This window comes from Loigolactobacillus jiayinensis (genome assembly GCF_003946445.1).
Taxonomy (GTDB): domain Bacteria; phylum Bacillota; class Bacilli; order Lactobacillales; family Lactobacillaceae; genus Loigolactobacillus; species Loigolactobacillus jiayinensis.
The window spans coordinates 1-21,390 of sequence record NZ_RHOF01000032.1; the positions used below are offsets into that span (position 1 = coordinate 1).

The following is a 21,390-nucleotide window of genomic DNA, read 5'->3' on the forward strand; positions in this document are numbered from 1 at the left end:
GGCTTCCCTTTTTCAATTCCCAATAAATCATTTACACATAATTATTTAAACACTCAGCAGTCAATTAATAACAATGAAAAAATAACTAAAATCGCTCATTTTAGCGTAAATCAGCTTACATTTAACGTCTGATAAACGGCCTAAAATCACTTTAAATCACTCTTTAAATCATTTTTTAGTATCACTGCTACTGCTTCTGTCTTATAACAAATTTTTGCCTGTGTAATAACAGTATAAAAGCGGTTTAAATTTATATAGGCTAAATATATAAAATATGTTATAGTTGTTTTCAAAGGAGATGAATATCATGGCTAAACCAAAATATACTTATCGACGATTAACTAAGGTCCTGATTGGTACTTTAGTTGTCGTTTTTTCAATTTTAATCGCTGGGGGATTTCTAATTTTCAAAAATGAAGCACCGCGCCCAGCAAAAATTGTGGCCACTAATGGGGAAACACTGGTGACGCACAATGAACTACTTAGTGGCCAAGCTGTTTATGAAAAATACGGCTTGGCTGACTATGGCACTTATTTAGGCAATGGGTCTTATCTAGGGCCTGATTACACCGCGCAAAGCTTACATATCTATTTACAGGGCATGAATAGTTATTATGCGCAAAAGTTATATCAGCAATCATTCAAATCATTAAGCGACTTTAAACAAGGTGCGATCAAGGACAAGGTCAAGCACGAAATTAAAGTCAATCGCTATTCTAAGGCCAACCAAACGCTAACCTTAACGGCAGCACAGGCGGCTGGCTATCACCATTTAACCAAATACTATCGGCACGAATTTATCAATAATCCGCGCCAAGCTGGCTTGCCGGAGAATATGATCAACACGAAAAAGACCGACGCCTTCATGTATAAAGGTAACAAGGTCGATCAGTTGACTAGCTTTTTCTTCTGGGGGGCGTGGATGTCGTCCACTAACCGACCAGGGCAAACTTATTCGTACACCAATAACTGGCCCTACGATTTAGACGCTGGTAATACAATGTCTTCAGAATCGCTAATTTGGACCGCCATCAGCGTGGCCTTACTAGTCGCCGGTGTCGGCGTTATTATCTACTATCAGCGCCGCTACGCCTTTGACATGGAAGCCACCTATGCCAGTGCTGAACAAATGCCGGCATTGGACACTGATTTTGCGATCACCAGCAGTCAACGTAAAATCGCCAAATACTTTCTCGTGGTGGTTGGCCTCTTCCTTGTCCAAATCTTATTGGGCGAGCTAATGGCCCATTATTATGTCGAAAATGAGTTCTTCGGTATTCCACTACAAAATATTTGGCCGTTTAATTTGGCTAAAGCGTGGCATTTGCAGTTAGTCATTTTCTGGGTGGCAACAACTTGGTTGGCCACTGGTATCTACATTGTCCCCCGCGTTTTGCGCCGCGAACCCAAGCGGCAAGGCTTGTTGGTCGATCTGCTATTTTGGGCATTGATCGTCGTTGTGGTCGGTAGCATGCTAGGCGAATGGGCGTCTACATTGGGGTTGCTGAACCATAACTGGTGGTTATTTGGCCAATTTGGTTGGGAATATATTGAACTCGGTAAGTTCTGGCAGATTCTCTTCATTATCGGTATGGTGCTTTGGGTCGTTATCCTGATGCGTGGCTTCATCCCAGCAATGAAACGGCCAGACAATTACGATCGCAAGCGTTTGATCACCCTGTTATTCTGCGGTGCTATCGCCATTCCTGCTTTTTATTTGGCCTCACTGTTTATTTTACCGAACTCTCACGTGACCTTCGCCGACTATTGGCGTTGGTGGATCGTTCATTTGTGGGTCGAAGGTATTTTCGAATCCTTTGCCGTGATTTTGATCGGCTACTTGATGGTCGATCTGAAATTAACCACTACCCGCTCCACTGTCCGCGCGCTATACTTCCAGTTGACTTTGCTGTTAGGCTCTGGCGTTGTTGGCATGGGCCATCACTATTTCTGGGAAGGTGACCACTCGATCTGGTTAGCGCTTGGGGCCTGCTTCTCGGCGCTAGAAGTTGTGCCACTTTGCCTACTGTTGTGGGAAGCGTACACCCATTACCGTGTCTTCAAAGATAGCAATGTGGCTTTCCCGTACAAAGGGACCTTCGTTTTCTTGATGTGGACTGGGGTTTGGAACGCAATCGGTGCCGGTGCATTAGGCTTTATCATCAACGCACCCGCAATCAACTACTTCGAACACGGCACACAATGGACCTCGGCGCACGCCCACGGTTCAATGGCCGGCGTTTATGGCATGTTCTCAATTGCCATTATGCTGTACGCTTTGCGTAACATTTCGCAACAAAAAATTTGGACCCCAAAAATGGACAAATTAGTTAACTGGTCCGCTTGGTTAATGAATATTGGCCTAGCTGGCATGGTCTTCATCAGCCTATTGCCAGTTGGCTATCTACAATTAAAAGACGCGCTGGAACATGGTTATTGGCACGCCCGGCTATTATCGTTCTACCACAGCAGCCCTGTTTTTGAACTGTTGTGGGCGCGGATCATCCCTGATCTCGTCTTCACTGCTGGCGTGATTATTTTGATCATCATTGTGGTCAAAGTTATCCGCAATTTAAAACCTGCCGATAACGAAAAAGCCGCTGCCCACTTTGCGGCGGTCACGGCGGAAGAAGTTAAAGCTGATCAATTAAGCGAAGATTAAACTAAACAGACAAACGTGGACTGGCATCTGCTAGTCCACGTTTTTTAGTGTCGCCGTCAGCCAATCGGCATAACCTTGCTCACGGTCAATGGCGTGTTGCAAAATCAAATAATGCCCGTAATTGGCTAATTGACTGGCTTTGTCAGCAAATTTACGGGTCATTTGCTTTTGTAAATGGACTAACTTAGCCTGATGCAGCAATAGTTGCTCCGTCAACATAGGCTGTAAACTTGGGTCATGCGCATCTTGAATGAAATATAATTTTAAAATAAATTCATCCTTACTAGCAGTTAATTCTGTCGTTGGTTCGTGCAGCCATTCCTGCAATTGTGCCTGTCCCGCTGCCGTTAACGAATAAACCTTTTTTTCCAGCTTTTCGCCGGTAATTGAAAGTTGATGCGTGATCAAACCAGCAGTTTCCAAGCGTTTCAATAGTGGATAGATTTGGCTGTGATTAGCATTCCAAAACTCGCCGATATCAGCGGTGAAAGCTTTGGCAATGTCATAACCGGTAAGCTCGTGTTCACTGAGCAAGCCAAGAATAATGTATTGTAATTTATTTTTTTGCACCATTAGTTACCTCCACTTGACTTTTTGTTACTCGCAGTATACCATAATCATATAATTTAAAACATGTAATTAAATACACGTTTAAGATTACTTGTTTAACACTCATTATTTTAAACTTAATCAGGAGGCATTTTGATGACTGAAAAAACATTTAACACACTAGATGATTTCTTAGGGACACATTTTATTTACACATACGATAACGGCTGGGAATACGAATGGTACGCGAAGAATGATCACACCGTTGATTACCGCATTCATGGCGGTATGGTCGCTGGCCGCTGGGTCACTGGTCAAGAAGCCAATATTGTGATGTTAACAGCAGGTATTTACAAAATTAGCTGGACAGAACCAACGGGTACTGACGTTGCTTTGGACTTCCTACCTAATGAAAAGAAGATTCACGGCACGATTTTCTTCCCTAAATGGGTTGAAGAACATCCTGAAATCACCGTCACATATCAAAATGAGCACATTGACTTAATGGAAGCATCCCGTGAAAAATACGCGACGTACCCTAAGTTAGTTGTTCCTGAATTTGCCAATATCACTTATATGGGTGATGCTGGTCAAAACAACGATGACGTCATCAGTGAAGCACCATACGCCAGCTTACCTGACGACATTCGTGCTGGTAAATATTTTGATAAAAATTACCACCGCATCAATAAATAAAAAGGCTAAAAAACAGGCTTCTGCACGCTTATCTAAATTAGGCGCAGAAACCTGCTTTTTTGTTTGCTGGCGCTAATGTAAGACCGTCGCTCACTTAGGCCAAATTAATTGTAAAGCTGCTGTCACGACTTGGCGGGTCACGTCTAAATTAGTCTTTTACTTTGCCTAGCAAAGTGAATATTATATGATAAAAGTAGCTAAAAGCGCCCAGCTAAGATTTAAGTTTAGCGTACGCCTTTGTTGCATCCACCTTAGCCATCACGCCATGTTTCTTGTAGTGAAACGATTTACGTCGCGAAAATGCAATGGTCAACCACGCCGCTTAAAAGTGTCATAGGACTGATCACGGGCGCTCGTGCTTACAAACTAAATTTAGTCAGGTGCTGGTTTGAACTTATTCGCTAAGCAGTGCTTGCCTAAGGCAGCCACCACCGTCGCCATGCACCCAAAACGCTTGTCGCAATAAAAGTAACCTTAATTGCGAGATAGAGGAGGCGCAAACATGGATCCAATCAAAAACTATTTGGCCAGTAAATTCGCCACTATTCCTGACACGCCCGCCGCTAAAAAGGCTAAAGCTGATCTACTTGTGAAAATGACCACTCGTTATCAAGCACTACTAGCCGCCGGTAAAAATGAAAACGAAGCGTTGGGTACCGTGATCAATGAATTCGACTCACTTGAAGAAGCACTATTAATTGTAGCTACTGCGGAACCGCAAAACGAGCTCACGTTGCCGGAAACAGAAATTTTTTGGCGCAGCACCAAGCGCTTGGCATTAGCGGTGGCCGGTGGTATTTTAAGTATTGCCCTAGGTGTCGGCGCCATGATTGCCCTAGTGCCCACAATGTTTAGTTGGTTAGGTATTTTGTTGATGTTGCTTGGCGTGATTATTGGGATCAGTTCCTTTATTATCGTCGGTATGGCGCATGTGCGCGTAAAAATGCCGCTGGATAAACGCACAATTTCACCAGCACTACAAGTAACCGCACGCAATCAGCAGCAGGACTATACTAGTAGCTTTACCATCGCCTTAGTTGCCGGTGTTGCTTTATGTATTTTCGCGCTATTGCCGTCGCTACTGCAGGCCGTTTTGCAAGTATCCGGCTTCGGTTCACTGAGTGCCGCCGCTTTTGTCTGGATCATGGGTAGTGGCGTTTTTTCCATTATCTATGGTAGCATCATTTACGCCGGTTACGCGCGAATCGCGCAAGCTAACACCTTCTACGCAATCGCTGATGCCGCTGACCGCGCAATGAATGAGCTGAAACAACGCAAGCCGAAATTGCATTTCTTTCTTCAAATCTATTGGCTATTGATCACCCTCGCCTACTTCGTCATTTCATTTGTTTTTGGCCTCTGGTCCGTATCCTGGCTGATTTTTCCGATTGCCGCTATCTTATTCGGGGTCATCCATAGTTACGGCTTGCTGGCGCCGAAAAAATAAGCTTGCTGTTGCCGAAAAGAGCAGTTTAAATAGCTAAAATGCCTACCGCATCAATAACTAGTCGCATTCAACCACTACAGCTTAGCGACAATTTATTTTTCCAGACAACCTGAAATCAATCTGCTATAATCAGAGCACTACAATAGAATCGAGGCCCAATTATGGCTTATAAAGTTGATTTCAAAAACGTATCTACCATTGGCTTAGAAAGCTCGCCGGTTGCTGCTACTTTGGCCGGCTTGCGTGCTAATGAAGCGCGCTATTACTGGAATAAATTCAAGCACGAATTCACTACCGTCCCTGCCGCAGCGGATCCCACTACGTTAAAATGGATCGAAACGATTTTGGCTGAGCGTGACCTGCACTTTCCCTACCAACCCTTGGAAGTGACTTCGTTTGAAGCAGAAGGCACAAAATTTGCCTACGTCTTCTATGAAAATGGCTTAGCGATCAACGTGATGTACGGCTTAGCAGCCGGCAGCAAGCGCGCCGTTGGTTTCAAACTCAGCGACGGCATGGAAATTCCCGCTGAATTTGAAGGTAAATTTAAATTTGCGCGGCAAAAATCTAAACTAGCAGGTACGATCCGTGGCTCATTTTTTGTCATCAAAGGTGACTACTAGCAATAAAAAGGCACACCTGATCTAGAGCTTTGGGTGCGCTTTTTTGCTGCTATACTTAGGGTTATTACCTATTTTGTAATCGGTTTATTGCTTTTCACCGGTAGCGTGCTATGATGAACTTGTGATATATTTTCTCCTTTAGCACCAACATAGTTTGTAGCATTCAGTCTGCTACTCCAAGTCAGCCACCCATTGTGACTGACTTTTTTGTGTGTTGCGGTATACTGAAAGTGTTTAGTAAAGCAGATCGCCAAACACAAATTAAAACGCAATAATCAGGTGAATAATTAAAATGATCAAACATATTTTTTCCGACATGGATGGCACCTTGCTTAATAGCCAAGGCGTGATTTCCAAAACCAACACTGACATCATTAAGGCCAGCAAAATCCCTCTAACCTTAGTTTCCGCCCGCGCACCAATGGAAATGGCGGCGGTGATCGATTGTTTGCAATTAAGTACGCCGCAAATCGGCTTTAATGGCGGCTTGATTTTCCAGCGCCAAGCAACTAGTTGGCATGTTTTGCAAGAAAGTACCATCGAACTAGCCACCGCCGCGCACATTTATCAGTTGGTGCAACAAAAGTTTCCTAATGTTAGCCGCAGCTTTTACGATCGTGATCGCTGGTACGCGCCACGAATCGATGCTGGTATTCAGTACGAGCACCAACTCACTGACCAAATACCGACGATGACCGCCAGCACAGAATTCTTCGCTGACGCCACCCATCAAGTCTTTAAACTGATGCTGATCACCTTTGACCCTGAAGAAATGACGGCGTTGCAAAGTTGCTTAACGGACTTGAATCTCGCTGGTATCAGTATCCAGCAAGCCGGTGCAGCCTATCTAGAAATCACCAGCGATCAAGCTAAGAAATCCCGCGGCATCGACTATATTTTGGCCCACGATCATTTAGTCAAAGCTGATACAGCCGCTTTTGGTGATGGCTACAACGATCTGCCGATGCTAAAAAGGGTCGGCTACCCCATCGTTATGGCCAACGCACAGCCAGATATTCAGCAGGCTGGCCGCGTGATCACAAAAACCAACGACGAAGACGGCGTGGGTTACGGTATTCAGCATTGGCTCAGTCAAGGAGGTCAGTGATATGGCACAAGTCGTTTTCATCACATCAAATGCTAGCGGCAACGGTAAAACGCTGACCACCGCAATCACAGCAATTGCCGCCCACCAATTTTTCCAGCAACGCGTACTGGTGCTGGACACGTTAAATGCTGCCAGCCAGCTGTTGCACAAACTTTTTCCGCAGACAACGACTGAATTAGCGGCTGGGCTGACTTTGTTGCCAACTACAGTGGCTGATTTACCGGCACAAATTGCGGCACAACGCGCTAATTACGACTATATTTTTATCGATGCGCCAACCGCCGCCGGCCTAGCAAACGCGGATAACGTGGTTACATTAACCGCCGCCGATGCCTTTGCCTTGCGCACGGAACAACGCTTGCGCCGCCAAATTGCCCCATTACCTATTCACTATGTTGGCACGATCCAGACGGCCATTTTTGATCAACTGGATACCGTTATGCCACCAAAAGACATCCCCACCGCAGAATTATTTAACTTACCGTTAGCCAATTTAGGCGGTTTCACCGATCAATATCGCCGCGATGGCATCGATATTGATGACGAGGCTGATGAATTTGCTTGGGCGTATTTCGCTGATCTTTTCAACGAATTGACCCAGCGAATCGCCTATGTTACCGCACACGGTGACTTAACTGATTTTACCTATACACCAAAGTTTGTCGATGATATGGGAATCACCGCCGCCGGTTACGGACTAACTTTTTAATGCTGGTCACCTTTAAACGGCAAATATAGTGCTAGCCCATGTATGAAGATAACTAAAAGGAGGCTGCGGCATAAGTAAAATTATGTCGCAGCCTCCTTTTCATTGCCGAACATTAGCTCACAAATAACTGCGCACGATATTCTTATACGTCGTTATCACTTTTAAATAATTATCGATACTAACGGCTTCGTCGACTTGATGGGCTACTTGCCAGTCACCGGCGCCGAGCAGTAGCATCGGGCACGCATTATCCGCCACGTAAGCTGAGGCATCAGTGGCGCCGTGGATGATCAGTTTTTGTGCTGGTGTGCCAAACGCTGCCGTCCGTGCTGCTTGAAGTTGCTGCACGAATGGCGCATCAGGATCATTGGCCAAGGCTTCAAAACGGTCGATCACCTGTAGCACCAGCTTAACTTGCGGCTGCTGATTCAAAGTAGTGATAATACTTTGTAGCCGGTCAAGCACTTGCTGCGTGTTGAACTCCGGAATTGGCCGAATATTGCCTTCTAATTGGGCGTAATCAGGAATGCTATTGATCTGATCGCCACCTTGGATCACCGTAATGCTGTGTTCTAGGTTCCCCAGCAGCTGACTTTTTGGTGCATCAATGAAAGCCGTGCGCTCTGCGGTAATAAATTCATTCAAGTTATAAATGGCATTGATGCCAGTGGCTGGCAGCGAGCTGTGGGCGCTTTTACCATAGGATTTAACTCGGTAATTAAATTGGCCACTGTGCGCATACACAATATTGCCACCAGTTGGTTCGCCGACCACCATCGCGGTGACGTCGTGAATACGGCCTTGTTGCGTCAATTCAACGGCACCGCGTGCGCCTAATTCTTCGCCAGCAGTCCCAATGAAGCGTAGCCTGCCCGTCAATGGCACGTTGGCCTCTTTTATTTCAATCACAGCAATCACCATTGCCGCCAAGCCTGACTTCATGTCTGCGGCACCGCGGCCGTAGATCGTATCGCCGACTTGTTGGCCGCTGAATGGATCAAACTGCCAGTTAGCAGTAGCGCCCACTGCCACCGTGTCCATGTGACCCGCCAGTGCCAACACCTTGTCCGCGGCGTGGTTGCCGATTTCCACGATCATGCTGCAGCGATCTTGCGCGCCGTTAAAGGGAATCAGCGCGACGTCAGTGATGCCGTGTGCGTTAAATAGTTGCTGCAAATATTGTGCGACCGCCAATTCATTGCCGTTGACGGAATGAATCCGAATCAGATCCTGAAGAATTTTAATTTTTTCTGCTTGTTCCACTATTTCTGCCTTACCTTTGACTTAAATTGGTGAAAAACTGGCTGATGACTTTGATGCCCATCAAATAGTCAGCTTCAGTAACATTTTCGTTCGGCGCGTGGGCCCCTGAGGTTGGATTGCCAATGCCAATGGCCGCAATCGGCGCGTGCAAGTAATGATTGAAGTTGTACGATGGCCCCGTTCCGGCTGATGTCGGCAAAACTTCCACACTGTCTGCCCCGCCATAAACGGTTTGCGCAGTGGCAATCAGTTGCTGGATCAGTGGTGCGTCCATGTCGGAGCGATAGGCTTTAACGCCCATTGTGTAATTGACTTTGAGATCAGCAAAATGGTTGTCATGCAGCTGAACCGCAACCTTGTGCGCCACTTCAGCTGGGTCTTGGCCTGGCACTAACCGCATGTCGAATTTAGCAACGCCGTGTGCCGGCAACACTGTTTTAACGCTAGTCCCTTCGTAACCGCCACTGATGCCTTCCATATTAAAGCTAGGCGCAAATAAGTACGCTTCCTTGATCTTATCCTCATCACTACCCTGCAAAAATGGGTATTTCAACTCATACAAGCGACTTAGCTGCTCCGGCGCAAAATACATTTTGTGCGCCAAGTTTTTAGCCCGTTGCGTGGGTGCGGCGATACCGTCGTAAAAGCCGTTAACGCTAATTTTTCCGTGTTGATGCAGGCTGGAAATACCGTCGATCAGGTGCCACAGCGCGCCATCAATAATCGCGGCATTGGATGAGTGCAAGTCACGACTAGCTGAATCAGCCGATAATTCAAAGCAGCTGATGCCTTTGTTGCCGCCTGTGATCCGCAACTGGCCGCGCTCATTTTTACTACCAGACTCCCAAATGATCAAGTCACTTTTAAATAGATCACTATATTGTTCAAAGTAATCCTGCAACCCTTGGCTGGCGATTTCTTCAGCGCCTTCAACCAAGAATTTAATGTGGACTGGTGGCTGGCCAGCGTGCGCATCCAAATAATTTTTCAGCGCGGTTAAACGGACAAAGAGATCGCCTTTGCAGTCAGCGATACCGCGGCCGAAGAACTTCCCATCGCGTTTGGTCAACGTCCACGGATCTGTTTGCCACAGGTCGATGGGATCAGCTGGCTGAACGTCGTAGTGATTGTAAAAAAGCAGCGTGGTCGCATTAGCAGCCGGCGTGGCAGCGGGAAAATCCGCGAACACCAACGGAAATTTATGGTCACTGAAAACTTGCACCTGACCGCCGAGCTGCGTGAAAATACCTTGTAAGAATTGGGCAGTCGCTTGAATCTGTTGATATTGCGCCGAAACCGAGCCTAGCTTAATGTATTGGGCTAACTTAGCTTGGTACGCGGCAATATTTTGCTGTTCACTCATCCAATCGCCTCCTGGTTATTTCAGCTTAAGATCCCAAGCTGCTGTTTCTGAACCTTTGAAAATCTTTTGAATAGCTGTTTTAGTTGCATCTTGTTGGAACGCCTTAACAACTTTCAAATAAGTTTTATTGTTCTTATCTTTAGTTCTTGCGGCAATGATATTAATGTAAGGTTTTGATTTCTGATTAATTTTTTCAACGTAAAGCGCGCTCTTACGGTTTAAGCCGGCATCAGTGGCCACCCCACTATTGATTACGGCGGCAGAAACATCACCTAATGAATGTGCTGTTTGTGACGCGTCAACTTCCTTGATCTTCAAATTCAGTTTGTTTTGCGTAATATCATTAACCGTTGGTAACGTCTTGTTTTTAATTTTGATCAAGCCGGCGTTTTGTAGCAAGGTCAGCGCGCGGCCTTCATCAGTGACATCGTTGGCGATGATGATCGTGTCACCTTTTTTAATTTGACTAACCTTCGTGTGTTTCTTCGAATACAGTGCTAGTGGTGCGATGACCGTTTTGCCGATGGCGCTCAGCTTAGCGTTATGCGTCTTCTTCCAATCGTCAAAGAAGTACTTCGTTTGGAAGGCGTTTAAATCAACGTCGCCATTAACTAACGCAGTATTCGGCTGATTATAGTCACTAAACGTCACAAACTTTAGCTTGATTCCTTCCTTTTTCAACGTTTTTTCCGCCGGATCCCACTGACGGTGATCACTCCCATTAATACCGATTGAAACGGTGGTTGCTGCATGTGCTGGTGCGGCATTGCCACCAACAAGACCAATTGTGACACCAAAAGTAACTGCCGCCAAACCAACTAGTAAGGCGAGCTTTTTATGTTTGAACATAACTAATTCCTCCAATATTATGGTAAAGATTGCGACAAAAAACCGCCCTTAAAATTCTCTTTTCAAGAATTCAAAGGACGGTTTTACCGTGTTGCCACCTTAGTTTCTGCCTTTTTCACAAAAGACAGCTTCATAAGTTTTCATCCGTTTAACCGGAGCAAAACTTTGCCTGATAACGAGGGCTTGCCCGTTGCTGGCTTAGTCTATACCTCACCAACACATTAACTAAGGAGACCATATTCGCAAACAACCCTTCATTCGTTCACACCAACCACGAATTCGCTTGTAAGTGTTGTTTGCTACTCATCTCAATCATTTACCTGTTTTTTTAAGTTAATGCCACTATGTTAGTAGTTTTTCTCATTTTTGTCAATGTCCTTTTTAGCAGTTAACGTTTTAACAAATTAATCTAAATTGGCATAAACGTCATATTATGTCGTATACCCCTGCTATACTAAGTTTATTCACTTAACCTCTATATAGGAAGGAACTAACGATTAATGAGTAAAAAACACGATAAGAAACAGAAAAAGCACACTAACGAAAATTCAGCCGAACCAGCGGCCGTACAAATGGTCAATGGTAAAGACATCTACGGTGAAATTGTCCGCGATTTTCCGCAAATGCTCGATTATCTCAGCCATTTGCAGCTGTCACCGACTAATACTTGTATCGCTTTACATCCATTAGCCAACTGCTTACAAGTGCGGCTTAGTTATAGTAGTGACCTGCAAACTGATTTTGCCATTCATCCACAAAAGCGGGTGGTTGGCGCAGAATGGCGGGCAGTCGCTGCTTCACTAATTATTCGTGATCGCCACGTCACTGGCCAGGAACAAGCATGGTTGATTGGCCAAGGTTTGGCGACTTATATTTTGCACATTGCCGATTACGTGCCTGATTTTGCTGAAAATACGGCCGCCATGAACAAATGGACCGTTGAAAAATTAGCCACTGCCTTACTGCTACCAGAAGACTTGGTTCAAGAAACAACCGCATTGGCCATGGACATCACTAAGAAGCAATTGACCATGATTGCCCCGCACAATAAGGACATGGTAGTCAATTACGCGCAGCTTAATGTGATTACCCACACCGCCGCACAACTAGCCAACGTGCCTGAGTGGCTGATGAAGCAGCGGATTGACGCAGTTTTTAGCGGTCGCACGGTCTAACTAATTTAACGTAACTATGCAAAAAAGGGCCTTTCTGAACTTTGGCTGTAAGCAGAGCTAGTTAGCTTCCATTCCGTCGCCAGTGGACGGAACGAGTGGCGCGTTGGCGAGCTAATTTTCCCTGAATAAAAACAAAAGCAGGCGGGAAAATGGATCTCGCCAGCCACGCATAGTTCTAAATGGCACAGCCCACCATTAAGAACTATCGACACATCTGGCCCACTGGCGACTCCATTCCAGCAGGCAACGGTTGAACGTTCAAGTGTTGATTTGTTTAAGTGGCAAAGTTAGTGGGTGTTTTTATGCACATACAGCCTACTTTAAAACTACGAATCACAAACAGCTGTCAGGTAGTCCTAATTGAGCTAACTAAACGTTCAATCTGATTCACAAAATAATGCTCAAACGCTGCCAAGGTGAAATGGAGGCGCTGGCGTTATCAGCTGTGTCGATGGTACTTGGTGACCGCGGTCGCCTAGTACCATGCGCGGCTGGCAAGATCCATTTTCTTTTCCGATTGGGCTTAATTGGAAAGAAAATTAGCTTGACAACGTGCCACGCGTTCCATACGCCAGCGCCGGAATGGAACCAAACTAAATCCGCCTACGAGTTACTAGAATAACCAAACTTCAAAAAGAACCCAAAAAAGGTGACCTGCCGGATAAATTAATTTCCGGTAGATCACCTTTTATTTATTCGCGATCGATTCGGCGCACCGCCGGTAGTAATAACGCCGCTGCGGCAGTCGCTAGTGTGGCGACGCCGGCAATCAGAAACAATTGCGCGATACCCAATTGATCCGCTAACGGTCCGGCAAACATCAAACCCACCGGCGCGCCAATATTGGTCAACGCCATTAAAACACTCATCACGCGCCCCATCATTTCTGGCGCGATTTTCTCCTGCACAATGGCCATAAATGGTGAATTCATAAAGGCCAGCGCAAAACCAGCAAAAATATTTAAACTAGCAAAGATCCAGAAGCCGCGCTGATTTGGCGGCAGTAGCCCGAACAAGCTAAAAGTTGCGCCCATCACCACTAAACTACCGAATATAGCGAAGAAACGATTCTTGCCTGCGCCCCACACGCTAATAAAAATACCGCCTAACAGACTGCCCACTGACCATACCGTTTCCACAATTCCCGCTTGACCGATGATGCCCCCGAAATGCTGCGTCGTCATCAACGGATATAAGCTGGCGCCAGGCATAATGAACATGACCGAGATCAAGGATAAAATACTGTACTGAAAAATACCCCGATGCCGCAATAATTCGCGCACACCTAAGCGCATATTTTGGAAAAAAGAAACATCCGCAGCTTGCGGCAGTGTTTTCGGCACATAGGCTAATAAAACAGTTAACGAACCGAATACTGCGCCGATCACATCCAGTAAAATGATCCACTGCATCGGCATGATTCCAAATAATACCGCCGAAATCCCTGGTGCAATAATTGCCGTTAGCGACTGCAGCGTTTGAATTTGTCCATTTGCCTTAGTTAGTTGCGCCTCGGGAACAATCGCTGGAACGATGGTATTAAGCGTTGGCTGTTGAAAAACTTGCGTGATTGCCCGCGCTAGCATGGCCACCAATAACAACGTTAGCAGCCCGCCATCACTGAATTGGCCGATGGTCAGCGAAATAACGATCGCCACCAACGCGGCCAACAAATCCATGCTGATCATGATCACTTTGCGCGACCAGCGATCAATGACCACCCCAGCCACCGGCGCCAAGAAGATCCACGGCAGAAACATCATCAAGGTTGATAGTGATAGCGCTGTGGCTGACTTTAACACATCCGTAATGTACCACATGAACGCATATTGCACGATCATCGTGGTTAAGTTAGACATAAACTGACCACTGAAAATCAAGTAAAAATTAAGTCGCCAGTTGGTGTGCTGATTTAATTTAAATGGCATTGGTGCCCTCCGTATTCCTTTTTTGAAAGCTCATTATACCAAGAACGCAGGGCATTACCTAGTAAAAGTGTTTGCGGGTGGAACCTATTGACATTCACTCACAGCCTACCACGTTAAAAAAATATCGTTCAAGCGTTTCACGCTGGCTGCCCGGCTAATTAATGATTTCTACTGATGACCATTTGCAGCGAGCGCTAACCGCGTTAGAACATAACATTAATTACACAAGCTCACCCCACATAGCTGTTAATTCTCAGCGCCAAATTGCTTATTTCTGCCGGTAAATCTAGCAAAATGGACTAGAACACTACCGGTAAACGTTGACAGGATTACAATTCAATACAAGCCGTCATCTGTTTGTTAAATTAAGCTTAAAAATGAGCAAATTGTGGGTGAATTGTTAATTTATGCGCAAATTTAACCGAAAATCGGAAAAAAATTCAAAAAAAAATCGTTTTTTATGTAACAATTTCAGAATTCAAAATGCCGTCTAAGACTAAAGGCTTAGGCTTTCACCTATTTTCTATTACGTTATATTACAAAAATGTGACGATATTTCAATTTCGGCCAGTTTTGTAATATCGTTGGTATTGGTTTGTTACAGTGCAGCACTATACTTATCACTGTTGAATCGATAGTAACTAAGCAACGCAAATCGATAGTCTAAATCTTATATAGAAACTAAACCCATAAATCCTTTAGGAGTGATTATTATTTTATTAAGCAAACGCGTTAAAATGTTAATGTTCACCACAGCCGGTGCCGCAGGTTTATTCCTAGTCGGTGCTCAACAAGCACAGGCCGCAACTGTAACAGCCCAATCTGGTGATACAGTTTCCGAGCTTGCTGAAAAATACGGTGTTTCAATCGATAGTATTGAAACAGCTAACAAGATCAACGCAACAACTCATTTGATCTTCGCTGGCCAACAATACGAAATTCCTGATGGTACAACAACATCAACTGCTCAAGCTGCTACAACAACACCAACAGCTAATACACAAGCTACAACAACAACACAATCAGCTCAAGCTACACAAGCTGCCCAAGCACAACAACAAGCTAGTGCTGCTCAAGCTACACAAGCTGCAACTACATCTACTGCTTCATCAACAACTTCAAGTTCTGATGCTGCTGCTAAAGCATGGATTGCTAACAAAGAATCTGGTGGTTCATACACAGCTACTAACGGTCAATACATTGGCAAATACCAATTAAGTTCTTCATACTTAAATGGTGACTACTCTGCTGCTAACCAAGAAGCAGTTGCTAACAACTATGTAACTTCACGTTACGGTTCATGGACTGCTGCTCAATCATTCTGGCAGTCAAACGGCTGGTACTAAGCCGTCACCACATAACTTAGATATTTCAAAACGTCCACTGCGGTGGGCGTTTTTTTGTGCACAGTAAATCAGTGGGACTGCCTTTCAACTGGAGATTATGCTATGATTAAAGCGATAACATTGACAGTGTGGTTTAAGGACCCACTGAACTAGTAGGAGGTTTTTTTATGTCCACTAAAACATTACCTAGCCGTGAGCAAGTACCCACGGAATTAACTTGGGATCTGACCACGGTTTACCCAGACGATGCCGCTTGGGAAGATTCATTTAAGGAAGTCACTGAACTAGGTCAAAAAGCGACACAGCTAAAAGGCACGCTGGGCGACAGCGCCCGTGATCTCAGTGACGGCTTGGATCAGATTTTTGATCTATACCGTAAATTAGAGAAACTCTACGTTTACGCTAGCTTGAAACATAATCAAGATAACAATAACGCGACCTATCAAGGCATGGATCAGCGGGCTGGCGCTTTGGCTGCCCAAGTTGCCGCGCAGGTCTCATTCCTCGAACCAGAAATTCTAGCAATTCCAGCCGATGTGTTAACTGATTACATCGCCAGCAGCACGAATTTAACCGTTTACCAACATTACTTTGATCAAGTTACGGCAACCCGCAAACATGTGCTGTCGGCTGAGTCTGAGGAATTATTGGCTGGAGCCAGTGATGTCTTCGACGCTTCTGCCGCCACTTTTGACGTGTTGAACGATGTTGATTTACCTTTCCCAACCGTTAAGGATGCGCAAGGTAACGACGTCGAACTATCGCAAGGCGTTTACGGCACCTTGATCGAATCGACTAATCGTGACGTGCGCAAGCAAGCGTTCCAGCAGCTGTACAAGGTTTACGGGCAATTCCGCAATACGTTGGCATCGACATTGTCCTCCCACGTTAAAATGCACAATTACAAAGCGCGGGTGCACCACTACGATTCCGCGCGCCAAGCTTCCCTCGCTGCTGACCACATCCCAGAAAGCGTTTATGATACCTTGGTCACCGAGGTCGAGAAAAATTTGCCGTTACTGCATCGCTATGTCGCTTTACGCAAAAAAGTCCTCAGCGTTGACCAATTGCATATGTACGATATGTATACGCCATTAACCGGCGAACCAAGCTTATCCTACACTTATGATGAGGCTAAAGCCGAAGTGTTAAAAGCAACTAAAGTCCTCGGCCGCGAATATACAAGCATCGCTGAAGAAGCCTTTGCTGATCGTTGGGTCGACGTGGTAGAAAATAAAGGCAAAACCAGCGGCGCCTATTCTTCCGGCATGTACGACACCAATCCCTACATTTTATTGAACTGGCAGAACAACTTGAATAATTTGTACACGTTGGTGCATGAAATGGGCCACTCGATCCACAGCCACTACACGCACCACAACCAGCCTTACGTTTACGGCGACTATGCGATTTTTGTTGCAGAAATTGCTTCGACAACGAACGAGAACTTGTTGACGGATTATTTATTGAAGCAACAAACTGATCCCCGCACTCGCGCTTATATTTTGAATTACTATCTGGATGGCTTCAAGGGAACAATTTTCCGCCAAACACAATTCGCTGAATTCGAGCATTTCATTCACACCGAAGACGCTAAAGGCGTACCGTTGACCGCGGCACATTTGTCAGACTATTATGGCCAGCTAAATCAGAAATACTACGGTCCTGCCGTCGAAAATGATCCTGAAATTGCGTTGGAGTGGTCACGGATTCCGCATTTCTACTATAATTACTACGTTTACCAATACGCCACTGGCTTCGCGGCGGCAACAACGTTAGCTGACAAAATTGTTAACGGCGAACGAGCTGAGCGAACCGCCTACATTGATTATTTGAAGTCAGGCAGTTCAGCTTATCCAATCGAAATCATGCAAAAAGCCGGCGTCGATATGACCCAACCTGGCTATTTGGAACAAGCTTTTAAGGTTTTCGAACAACGCTTAAATGAATTAGAAACATTATTAGACACTTTAGACTAGCTTATTGGCGCCAAATCCTCTAAAATAAAGTCAAAGAGCGCCGTCAGTTCAGGGAGCACCCCCTGCGGCTGACGACGCTTTTTTATTTTTTTGATAAAAAATTGATAGAATCTTTAGCTAAAATTTATCTTTTTACGCTAAGCTAAGTTATGGGTGATTTATAAATGCGATTTAATAAGGAAGTTATGCGATTGAAATGGCAAATGAACCGACGACCATCTGCGCTAGTGACGGTCACGGTAATTCTAATCATATTAGCGCTACTGGCGCATTTTCAGGCAACACCACTGAACTGGTTGGATCAGGCTTTAGCGGCGCCGCTACAAACGACGGTAACGCCAACTAAAACCTTCTTGATGCGCTTGATCAGTGTGCTTGCTAAGCCAGCAATGGCGGTGCTGTATGCCGTGGTGTTAACTGGGGCGCTGTGGTATTGGCAACGCCGCGCCACCGCCGTTTGGGTCCTAGTCTCCTTCGGTCTGGGTGGCGTAGGCTCATGGCTGCTTAAATTCATTGTTGCCCGACCGCGACCAACAGCACATGTTTTGGTAGCGGAAAATGGCTATAGCTTCCCCAGTGGCCATGTTTTCAGCGCTGTAATGATCGTCAGCTTGCTGTATTTCGTTTTTGCCCGTACGTTGCCTAAACTATGGCAGCGGCTAGGTTGCTTAATTGCTGTTGGCTTATGGCTGGGCTTAGTGGTCACTGCCCGTGTTTACCTCGGCGCACATTATCCTAGTGACACAGTGGCCGCCTTGTTGCTGGGTTATCTCTGGTTGCGCACAACGTTGTGGCTGTATCGACGCTTTTATCCGCGCTTACAAGCCCGCCTTGCAGTGCAGCAACCAACGATGCGCCACGCCCACAAAGACACACGGAAGTAATTTTTCAATAATGTTTAAATAATATATCATTTTGATGACATTGAGTCTTTTGACTAGTTTTTTAGTACAATCTTCCCTAGAATAGTAAGCAATAAGAGGACTTAAACAACTACTCGTCAGCGCGCTTTTAAATTAGGGATGTGATATTATTTTTGGAAAACGGCCCCTTTTACGGCAAGTTTCTGATGGTGTCCAAACTGAATTACCCCAGTATTTCACAAATTATCTTTGGAATTTCTATGACGCGTTACGCGTTCAGGTGACGCGCTTTCCTTATAGTGTGGTTTTTATCATCACCAAGGACGGCCGCCACTGCGATATTTACTGTCACCAAGTTGAACCAACTGAACATTTCACGTTAGAACTGATCGATAATGCGCTAGTGCTGCCAGATGAAGTTGTGATCCAGCAACACGCTAACCAGCAATTCATGCGTTTACCTAGTGAGTACGCAGAATTTTGAGGTAACTATGCAACATAAAATCAGCCGCTTCTTTGCTTTTAGTTTAAATCTAGCCATGGCAGCTTTAGGTGCTGTGATGTTCTTTTTTCTCCTACGTGAAGGCTATTATTTGGGACATTTATTTTTTCAACCGGAAACAGAACATAACTTTAGCCTGATTGCTGAAGCTACAATTGCGTTTTTTCTGTATTTTGAATTTATCGCATTAGTTAAGGCTTATTTTGAAGAGAACGCCCACATTTCACTGAATCGCTTCATCTATATCGGGATCACCGCGCTTTTGCGGGCAGTCATCGTTCAACATGATGATGCGCTGCACACACTCCTACTGGCGCTTGCTATCTTAACGTTAGTCGGTGCGCTGCAGCTGATTCCCCAAGCTAGCGATATTAAGTGACGTATAAATAAACAGCAGCCACGACATAGATTTACTGTCGTGGCTGCTGTTTTAGCTTAATCTGTAGCTGGCCGCCGTAAAATTGCGGTAGCGTCAGCGTGTAATTCACTAGCTGGCAGCACATAAACTTGGCCGCCTAGTTGCAAAACCTGAACACTTAACTCATTTAACAAGTTCGTCGCCTTGGCTGCAGGGCTAGACGTGTCGAGCTTTTCGCCATCGATGCGCCCAGCCACATAAGCGCCTTGAGCAACAAACAGCGTGGCCACATTACCCTCGCTGACACGCTGCGTAATTGCGCCGAGGTCACTGATGTACTTTTTAGCCGAGCGCGCCCGATCAACCTGACTTTGTAACACTGCCAAAACTTCTTCAGCCAATTGTTGGTTCACCTGGCTGACTACTTGCGCTACCGCCTGCTGATCGACTTTAGCCGGCACCTTATTTAACTGCGTATTCTGCAATAAATATTTATTCTTACTTACTTTGCGGAAAACAGCTTGGTTCTCGCTGACCGCTAACAAAATTAATGGCTTCTGGGTTGGCTTAGAATAATTGGTCAAAATGTAATCATCAACTTGCTTGAAGTAATTCTGGGTGTCGCTGGCTTGACTGGCTTCTTTCGGATCATTGCCGTGAGAAGCTTGGCCAGCACCTAAACCAATCCGCGTCGTCCGTGCTTTGCCGGTGGTTAATTCAGTTCCCAGCGCCTGATCGCGGGTCAACGGTGCGTCAGCCGGCAAGTCAACTGGCGTGGCCACACCTTCAGTAACATCCCACAACGCAATGCTGTCCTGGCTAACTTTTAGCAAATGATAGTCCCAACTGAATTGGTCGTTGGCAATCAGTGGCAACGCATAAACGGTATCGCCGACATGGGCACTGTTGGCAACCTCCTGCGCTAGCGGATAAACGAAGGTATCGCTTTGGCTGGCGACGACAACGATGCTAGCGGCGCCGTTATTGCCTAACGCACGCTGCTGCAGAACTGGCGCAAACTTAGCTTGATACGTTGCCCACTCCTTTTCAGTAAAGCGCGTAATAAATGCTTTTTTCGCCTGCTGGATCAAATTACGGAACGTCGCTTTATCTTCCGCAATATCACGCTCGTACGGTGAAACTTTCATAAAAATGGAGATAAACGGACCCTGATCACCCTGTGCGTGGATCAGTTGTGCCAAATCATTTTGCAATGCTGCCATAAAAATTCCTCCCCAGAATAAATTTGAAAGCGTTTGTCGTCACAGCCCTATCTTAGCATTTTCACTTACTTTGTACAAAAGGTTTAGACAGTTATGCGGCGACTTAAATGCAGGTAAGCGTAGAAGTGAAAAATGATGCCGCCGACCAATAAAAGCGCGCCTAATTCGACTGAAAAAAACGTGGCAATGATCGACAATAAATAGATCACCATACTGCGTAGCGGATCATAGCTGATGGTGGCGAACAACTGCGGGCTAACGCGGGCAGATTTCAACTCAGGATGCTGGCGCAAATAGCGGTACAGCATTAAAAAGGTCAGCGAGATGAACAATGCAATCACAGCATAACTGATAAAAGCCACCTGCAAATCAGTCCGCTGATAGTGCATCAACGTGTGCGACAGCAGCGCCGTTGGGTAGTTGATCAAGGTGATGGCAAACAGCATCAGCAGGTTAAGCAAGTTGACGTTGCGATCGATTTGCGCAAAAACACTGAATAAATCGTGGTGGAACAGCCACAAAATACCAATGTACATAAACGATAAAATATACGCCGCCAGCACCGGCCATTGTTGTATGACCGCCGCCAATAAATGGCCCGTTTGATAGTCAGGTACCTTAAAATCCATCACTAAAATCGTGATCAAAATCGCAAAAACGCCATCACTAAATGCCTGCAACCGACTAAGTTTCATCTCAGCGTGCCTCCCTTTGTTGCCGCTATTATACCGCAGTTGACAGCAAGAG

General features: G+C 45.5%; 19 protein-coding genes. 12 read left to right on the forward strand and 7 right to left on the reverse strand.

What is annotated here, in order from left to right; all coding sequences use genetic code 11:
- The first annotated feature begins 307 nt into the window (after positions 1 to 307).
- The gene (locus EKM80_RS09155) at positions 308 to 2,662 is read left to right on the forward strand and encodes a nitric-oxide reductase large subunit (RefSeq protein ID WP_125552822.1); all 2,355 of its coding nucleotides are present in this window, start codon (positions 308 to 310) and stop codon (positions 2,660 to 2,662) included.
- Between the two features lie 30 nt (positions 2,663 to 2,692).
- Here EKM80_RS09155 and EKM80_RS09160 read toward each other — a convergent pair whose 3' ends face one another.
- Positions 2,693 to 3,235, reverse strand: a complete 543-nt coding sequence (locus EKM80_RS09160; protein ID WP_125552823.1) for a PadR family transcriptional regulator — start codon at positions 3,233 to 3,235, stop codon at positions 2,693 to 2,695.
- 132 nt (positions 3,236 to 3,367) lie between these two features.
- On the opposite strand from EKM80_RS09160, the gene EKM80_RS09165 reads away from it, so the two are divergent.
- From EKM80_RS09165 to EKM80_RS09185, 5 genes are all read left to right on the forward strand, one after another.
- A complete protein-coding gene (locus tag EKM80_RS09165) occupies positions 3,368 to 3,907 on the forward strand; it encodes a phenolic acid decarboxylase (RefSeq protein ID WP_125552824.1) in 540 nt (179 codons plus the stop codon).
- 502 nt (positions 3,908 to 4,409) lie between these two features.
- Positions 4,410 to 5,354, forward strand: a complete 945-nt coding sequence (locus tag EKM80_RS09170; protein ID WP_125552825.1) for a hypothetical protein — start codon at positions 4,410 to 4,412, stop codon at positions 5,352 to 5,354.
- Positions 5,355 to 5,515: 161 nt separating this feature from the next.
- On the forward strand, positions 5,516 to 5,977 hold the full coding sequence (locus EKM80_RS09175) for a phage tail protein (RefSeq protein WP_125552826.1): 462 nt from the start codon (positions 5,516 to 5,518) through the stop codon (positions 5,975 to 5,977).
- A gap of 292 nt (positions 5,978 to 6,269) precedes the next feature.
- Positions 6,270 to 7,085: an HAD family hydrolase gene (locus EKM80_RS09180; protein WP_125552827.1), complete on the forward strand. Its 816-nt coding sequence runs from the start codon at positions 6,270 to 6,272 to the stop codon at positions 7,083 to 7,085.
- Position 7,086: 1 nt separating this feature from the next.
- Complete coding sequence (locus EKM80_RS09185) at positions 7,087 to 7,794, forward strand: P-loop NTPase family protein (protein WP_125552828.1); 708 nt, start codon at positions 7,087 to 7,089, stop codon at positions 7,792 to 7,794.
- A gap of 117 nt (positions 7,795 to 7,911) precedes the next feature.
- On the opposite strand, the gene EKM80_RS09190 is transcribed toward EKM80_RS09185, so the two are convergent.
- From EKM80_RS09190 to EKM80_RS09200, 3 genes are read right to left on the reverse strand one after another with little or no spacing between them, the layout of a single operon-like run.
- On the reverse strand, positions 7,912 to 9,057 hold the full coding sequence (locus tag EKM80_RS09190; RefSeq protein ID WP_125552829.1) for an ArgE/DapE family deacylase: 1,146 nt from the start codon (positions 9,055 to 9,057) through the stop codon (positions 7,912 to 7,914).
- 10 nt (positions 9,058 to 9,067) lie between these two features.
- A complete protein-coding gene (locus tag EKM80_RS09195; protein ID WP_125552830.1) occupies positions 9,068 to 10,420 on the reverse strand; it encodes a M20/M25/M40 family metallo-hydrolase in 1,353 nt (450 codons plus the stop codon).
- 15 nt (positions 10,421 to 10,435) lie between these two features.
- The gene (locus EKM80_RS09200; protein ID WP_125552831.1) at positions 10,436 to 11,269 is read right to left on the reverse strand and encodes a MetQ/NlpA family ABC transporter substrate-binding protein; all 834 of its coding nucleotides are present in this window, start codon (positions 11,267 to 11,269) and stop codon (positions 10,436 to 10,438) included.
- 500 nt (positions 11,270 to 11,769) lie between these two features.
- Here EKM80_RS09200 and EKM80_RS09205 point away from each other — a divergent pair, with 500 nt between their 5' ends.
- Entirely contained in the window at positions 11,770 to 12,444 is a 675-nt protein-coding gene (locus EKM80_RS09205) for a hypothetical protein (RefSeq protein ID WP_125552832.1), read from the forward strand.
- Positions 12,445 to 13,136: 692 nt separating this feature from the next.
- Here EKM80_RS09205 and EKM80_RS09210 read toward each other — a convergent pair.
- The gene (locus EKM80_RS09210) at positions 13,137 to 14,372 is read right to left on the reverse strand and encodes an MFS transporter (RefSeq protein ID WP_125552833.1); all 1,236 of its coding nucleotides are present in this window, start codon (positions 14,370 to 14,372) and stop codon (positions 13,137 to 13,139) included.
- A 737-nt stretch (positions 14,373 to 15,109) separates the two neighbouring features.
- Here EKM80_RS09210 and apf point away from each other — a divergent pair.
- The 5 genes from apf (at position 15,110) to EKM80_RS09235 (ending at position 19,441) form a co-directional block, all read left to right on the forward strand.
- A complete protein-coding gene (gene apf / locus EKM80_RS09215) occupies positions 15,110 to 15,718 on the forward strand; it encodes an aggregation-promoting factor (RefSeq protein WP_125552834.1) in 609 nt (202 codons plus the stop codon).
- 167 nt (positions 15,719 to 15,885) lie between these two features.
- Complete coding sequence (gene pepF / locus EKM80_RS09220; RefSeq protein ID WP_125552835.1) at positions 15,886 to 17,697, forward strand: oligoendopeptidase F; 1,812 nt, start codon at positions 15,886 to 15,888, stop codon at positions 17,695 to 17,697.
- A gap of 164 nt (positions 17,698 to 17,861) precedes the next feature.
- Positions 17,862 to 18,581 carry a phosphatase PAP2 family protein gene (locus tag EKM80_RS09225; protein ID WP_225418852.1) on the forward strand — a complete coding sequence of 240 codons (720 nt, stop codon included), beginning with the start codon at positions 17,862 to 17,864 and terminating at the stop codon, positions 18,579 to 18,581.
- 280 nt (positions 18,582 to 18,861) lie between these two features.
- The gene (locus EKM80_RS15040; protein ID WP_225418853.1) at positions 18,862 to 19,044 is read left to right on the forward strand and encodes a hypothetical protein; all 183 of its coding nucleotides are present in this window, start codon (positions 18,862 to 18,864) and stop codon (positions 19,042 to 19,044) included.
- Positions 19,045 to 19,051: 7 nt separating this feature from the next.
- Positions 19,052 to 19,441, forward strand: a complete 390-nt coding sequence (locus EKM80_RS09235; protein ID WP_125552837.1) for a phosphate-starvation-inducible PsiE family protein — start codon at positions 19,052 to 19,054, stop codon at positions 19,439 to 19,441.
- A gap of 56 nt (positions 19,442 to 19,497) precedes the next feature.
- On the opposite strand, the gene EKM80_RS09240 is transcribed toward EKM80_RS09235, so the two are convergent.
- Together EKM80_RS09240 and EKM80_RS09245 are read right to left on the reverse strand one after the other, a co-directional pair.
- Positions 19,498 to 20,643, reverse strand: coding sequence for a baeRF6 domain-containing protein (locus EKM80_RS09240; protein WP_125552838.1), 1,146 nt, complete (start codon positions 20,641 to 20,643; stop codon positions 19,498 to 19,500).
- 83 nt (positions 20,644 to 20,726) lie between these two features.
- Positions 20,727 to 21,338, reverse strand: coding sequence for a TMEM175 family protein (locus EKM80_RS09245; RefSeq protein WP_125552839.1), 612 nt, complete (start codon positions 21,336 to 21,338; stop codon positions 20,727 to 20,729).
- Positions 21,339 to 21,390: the final 52 nt, after the last annotated feature.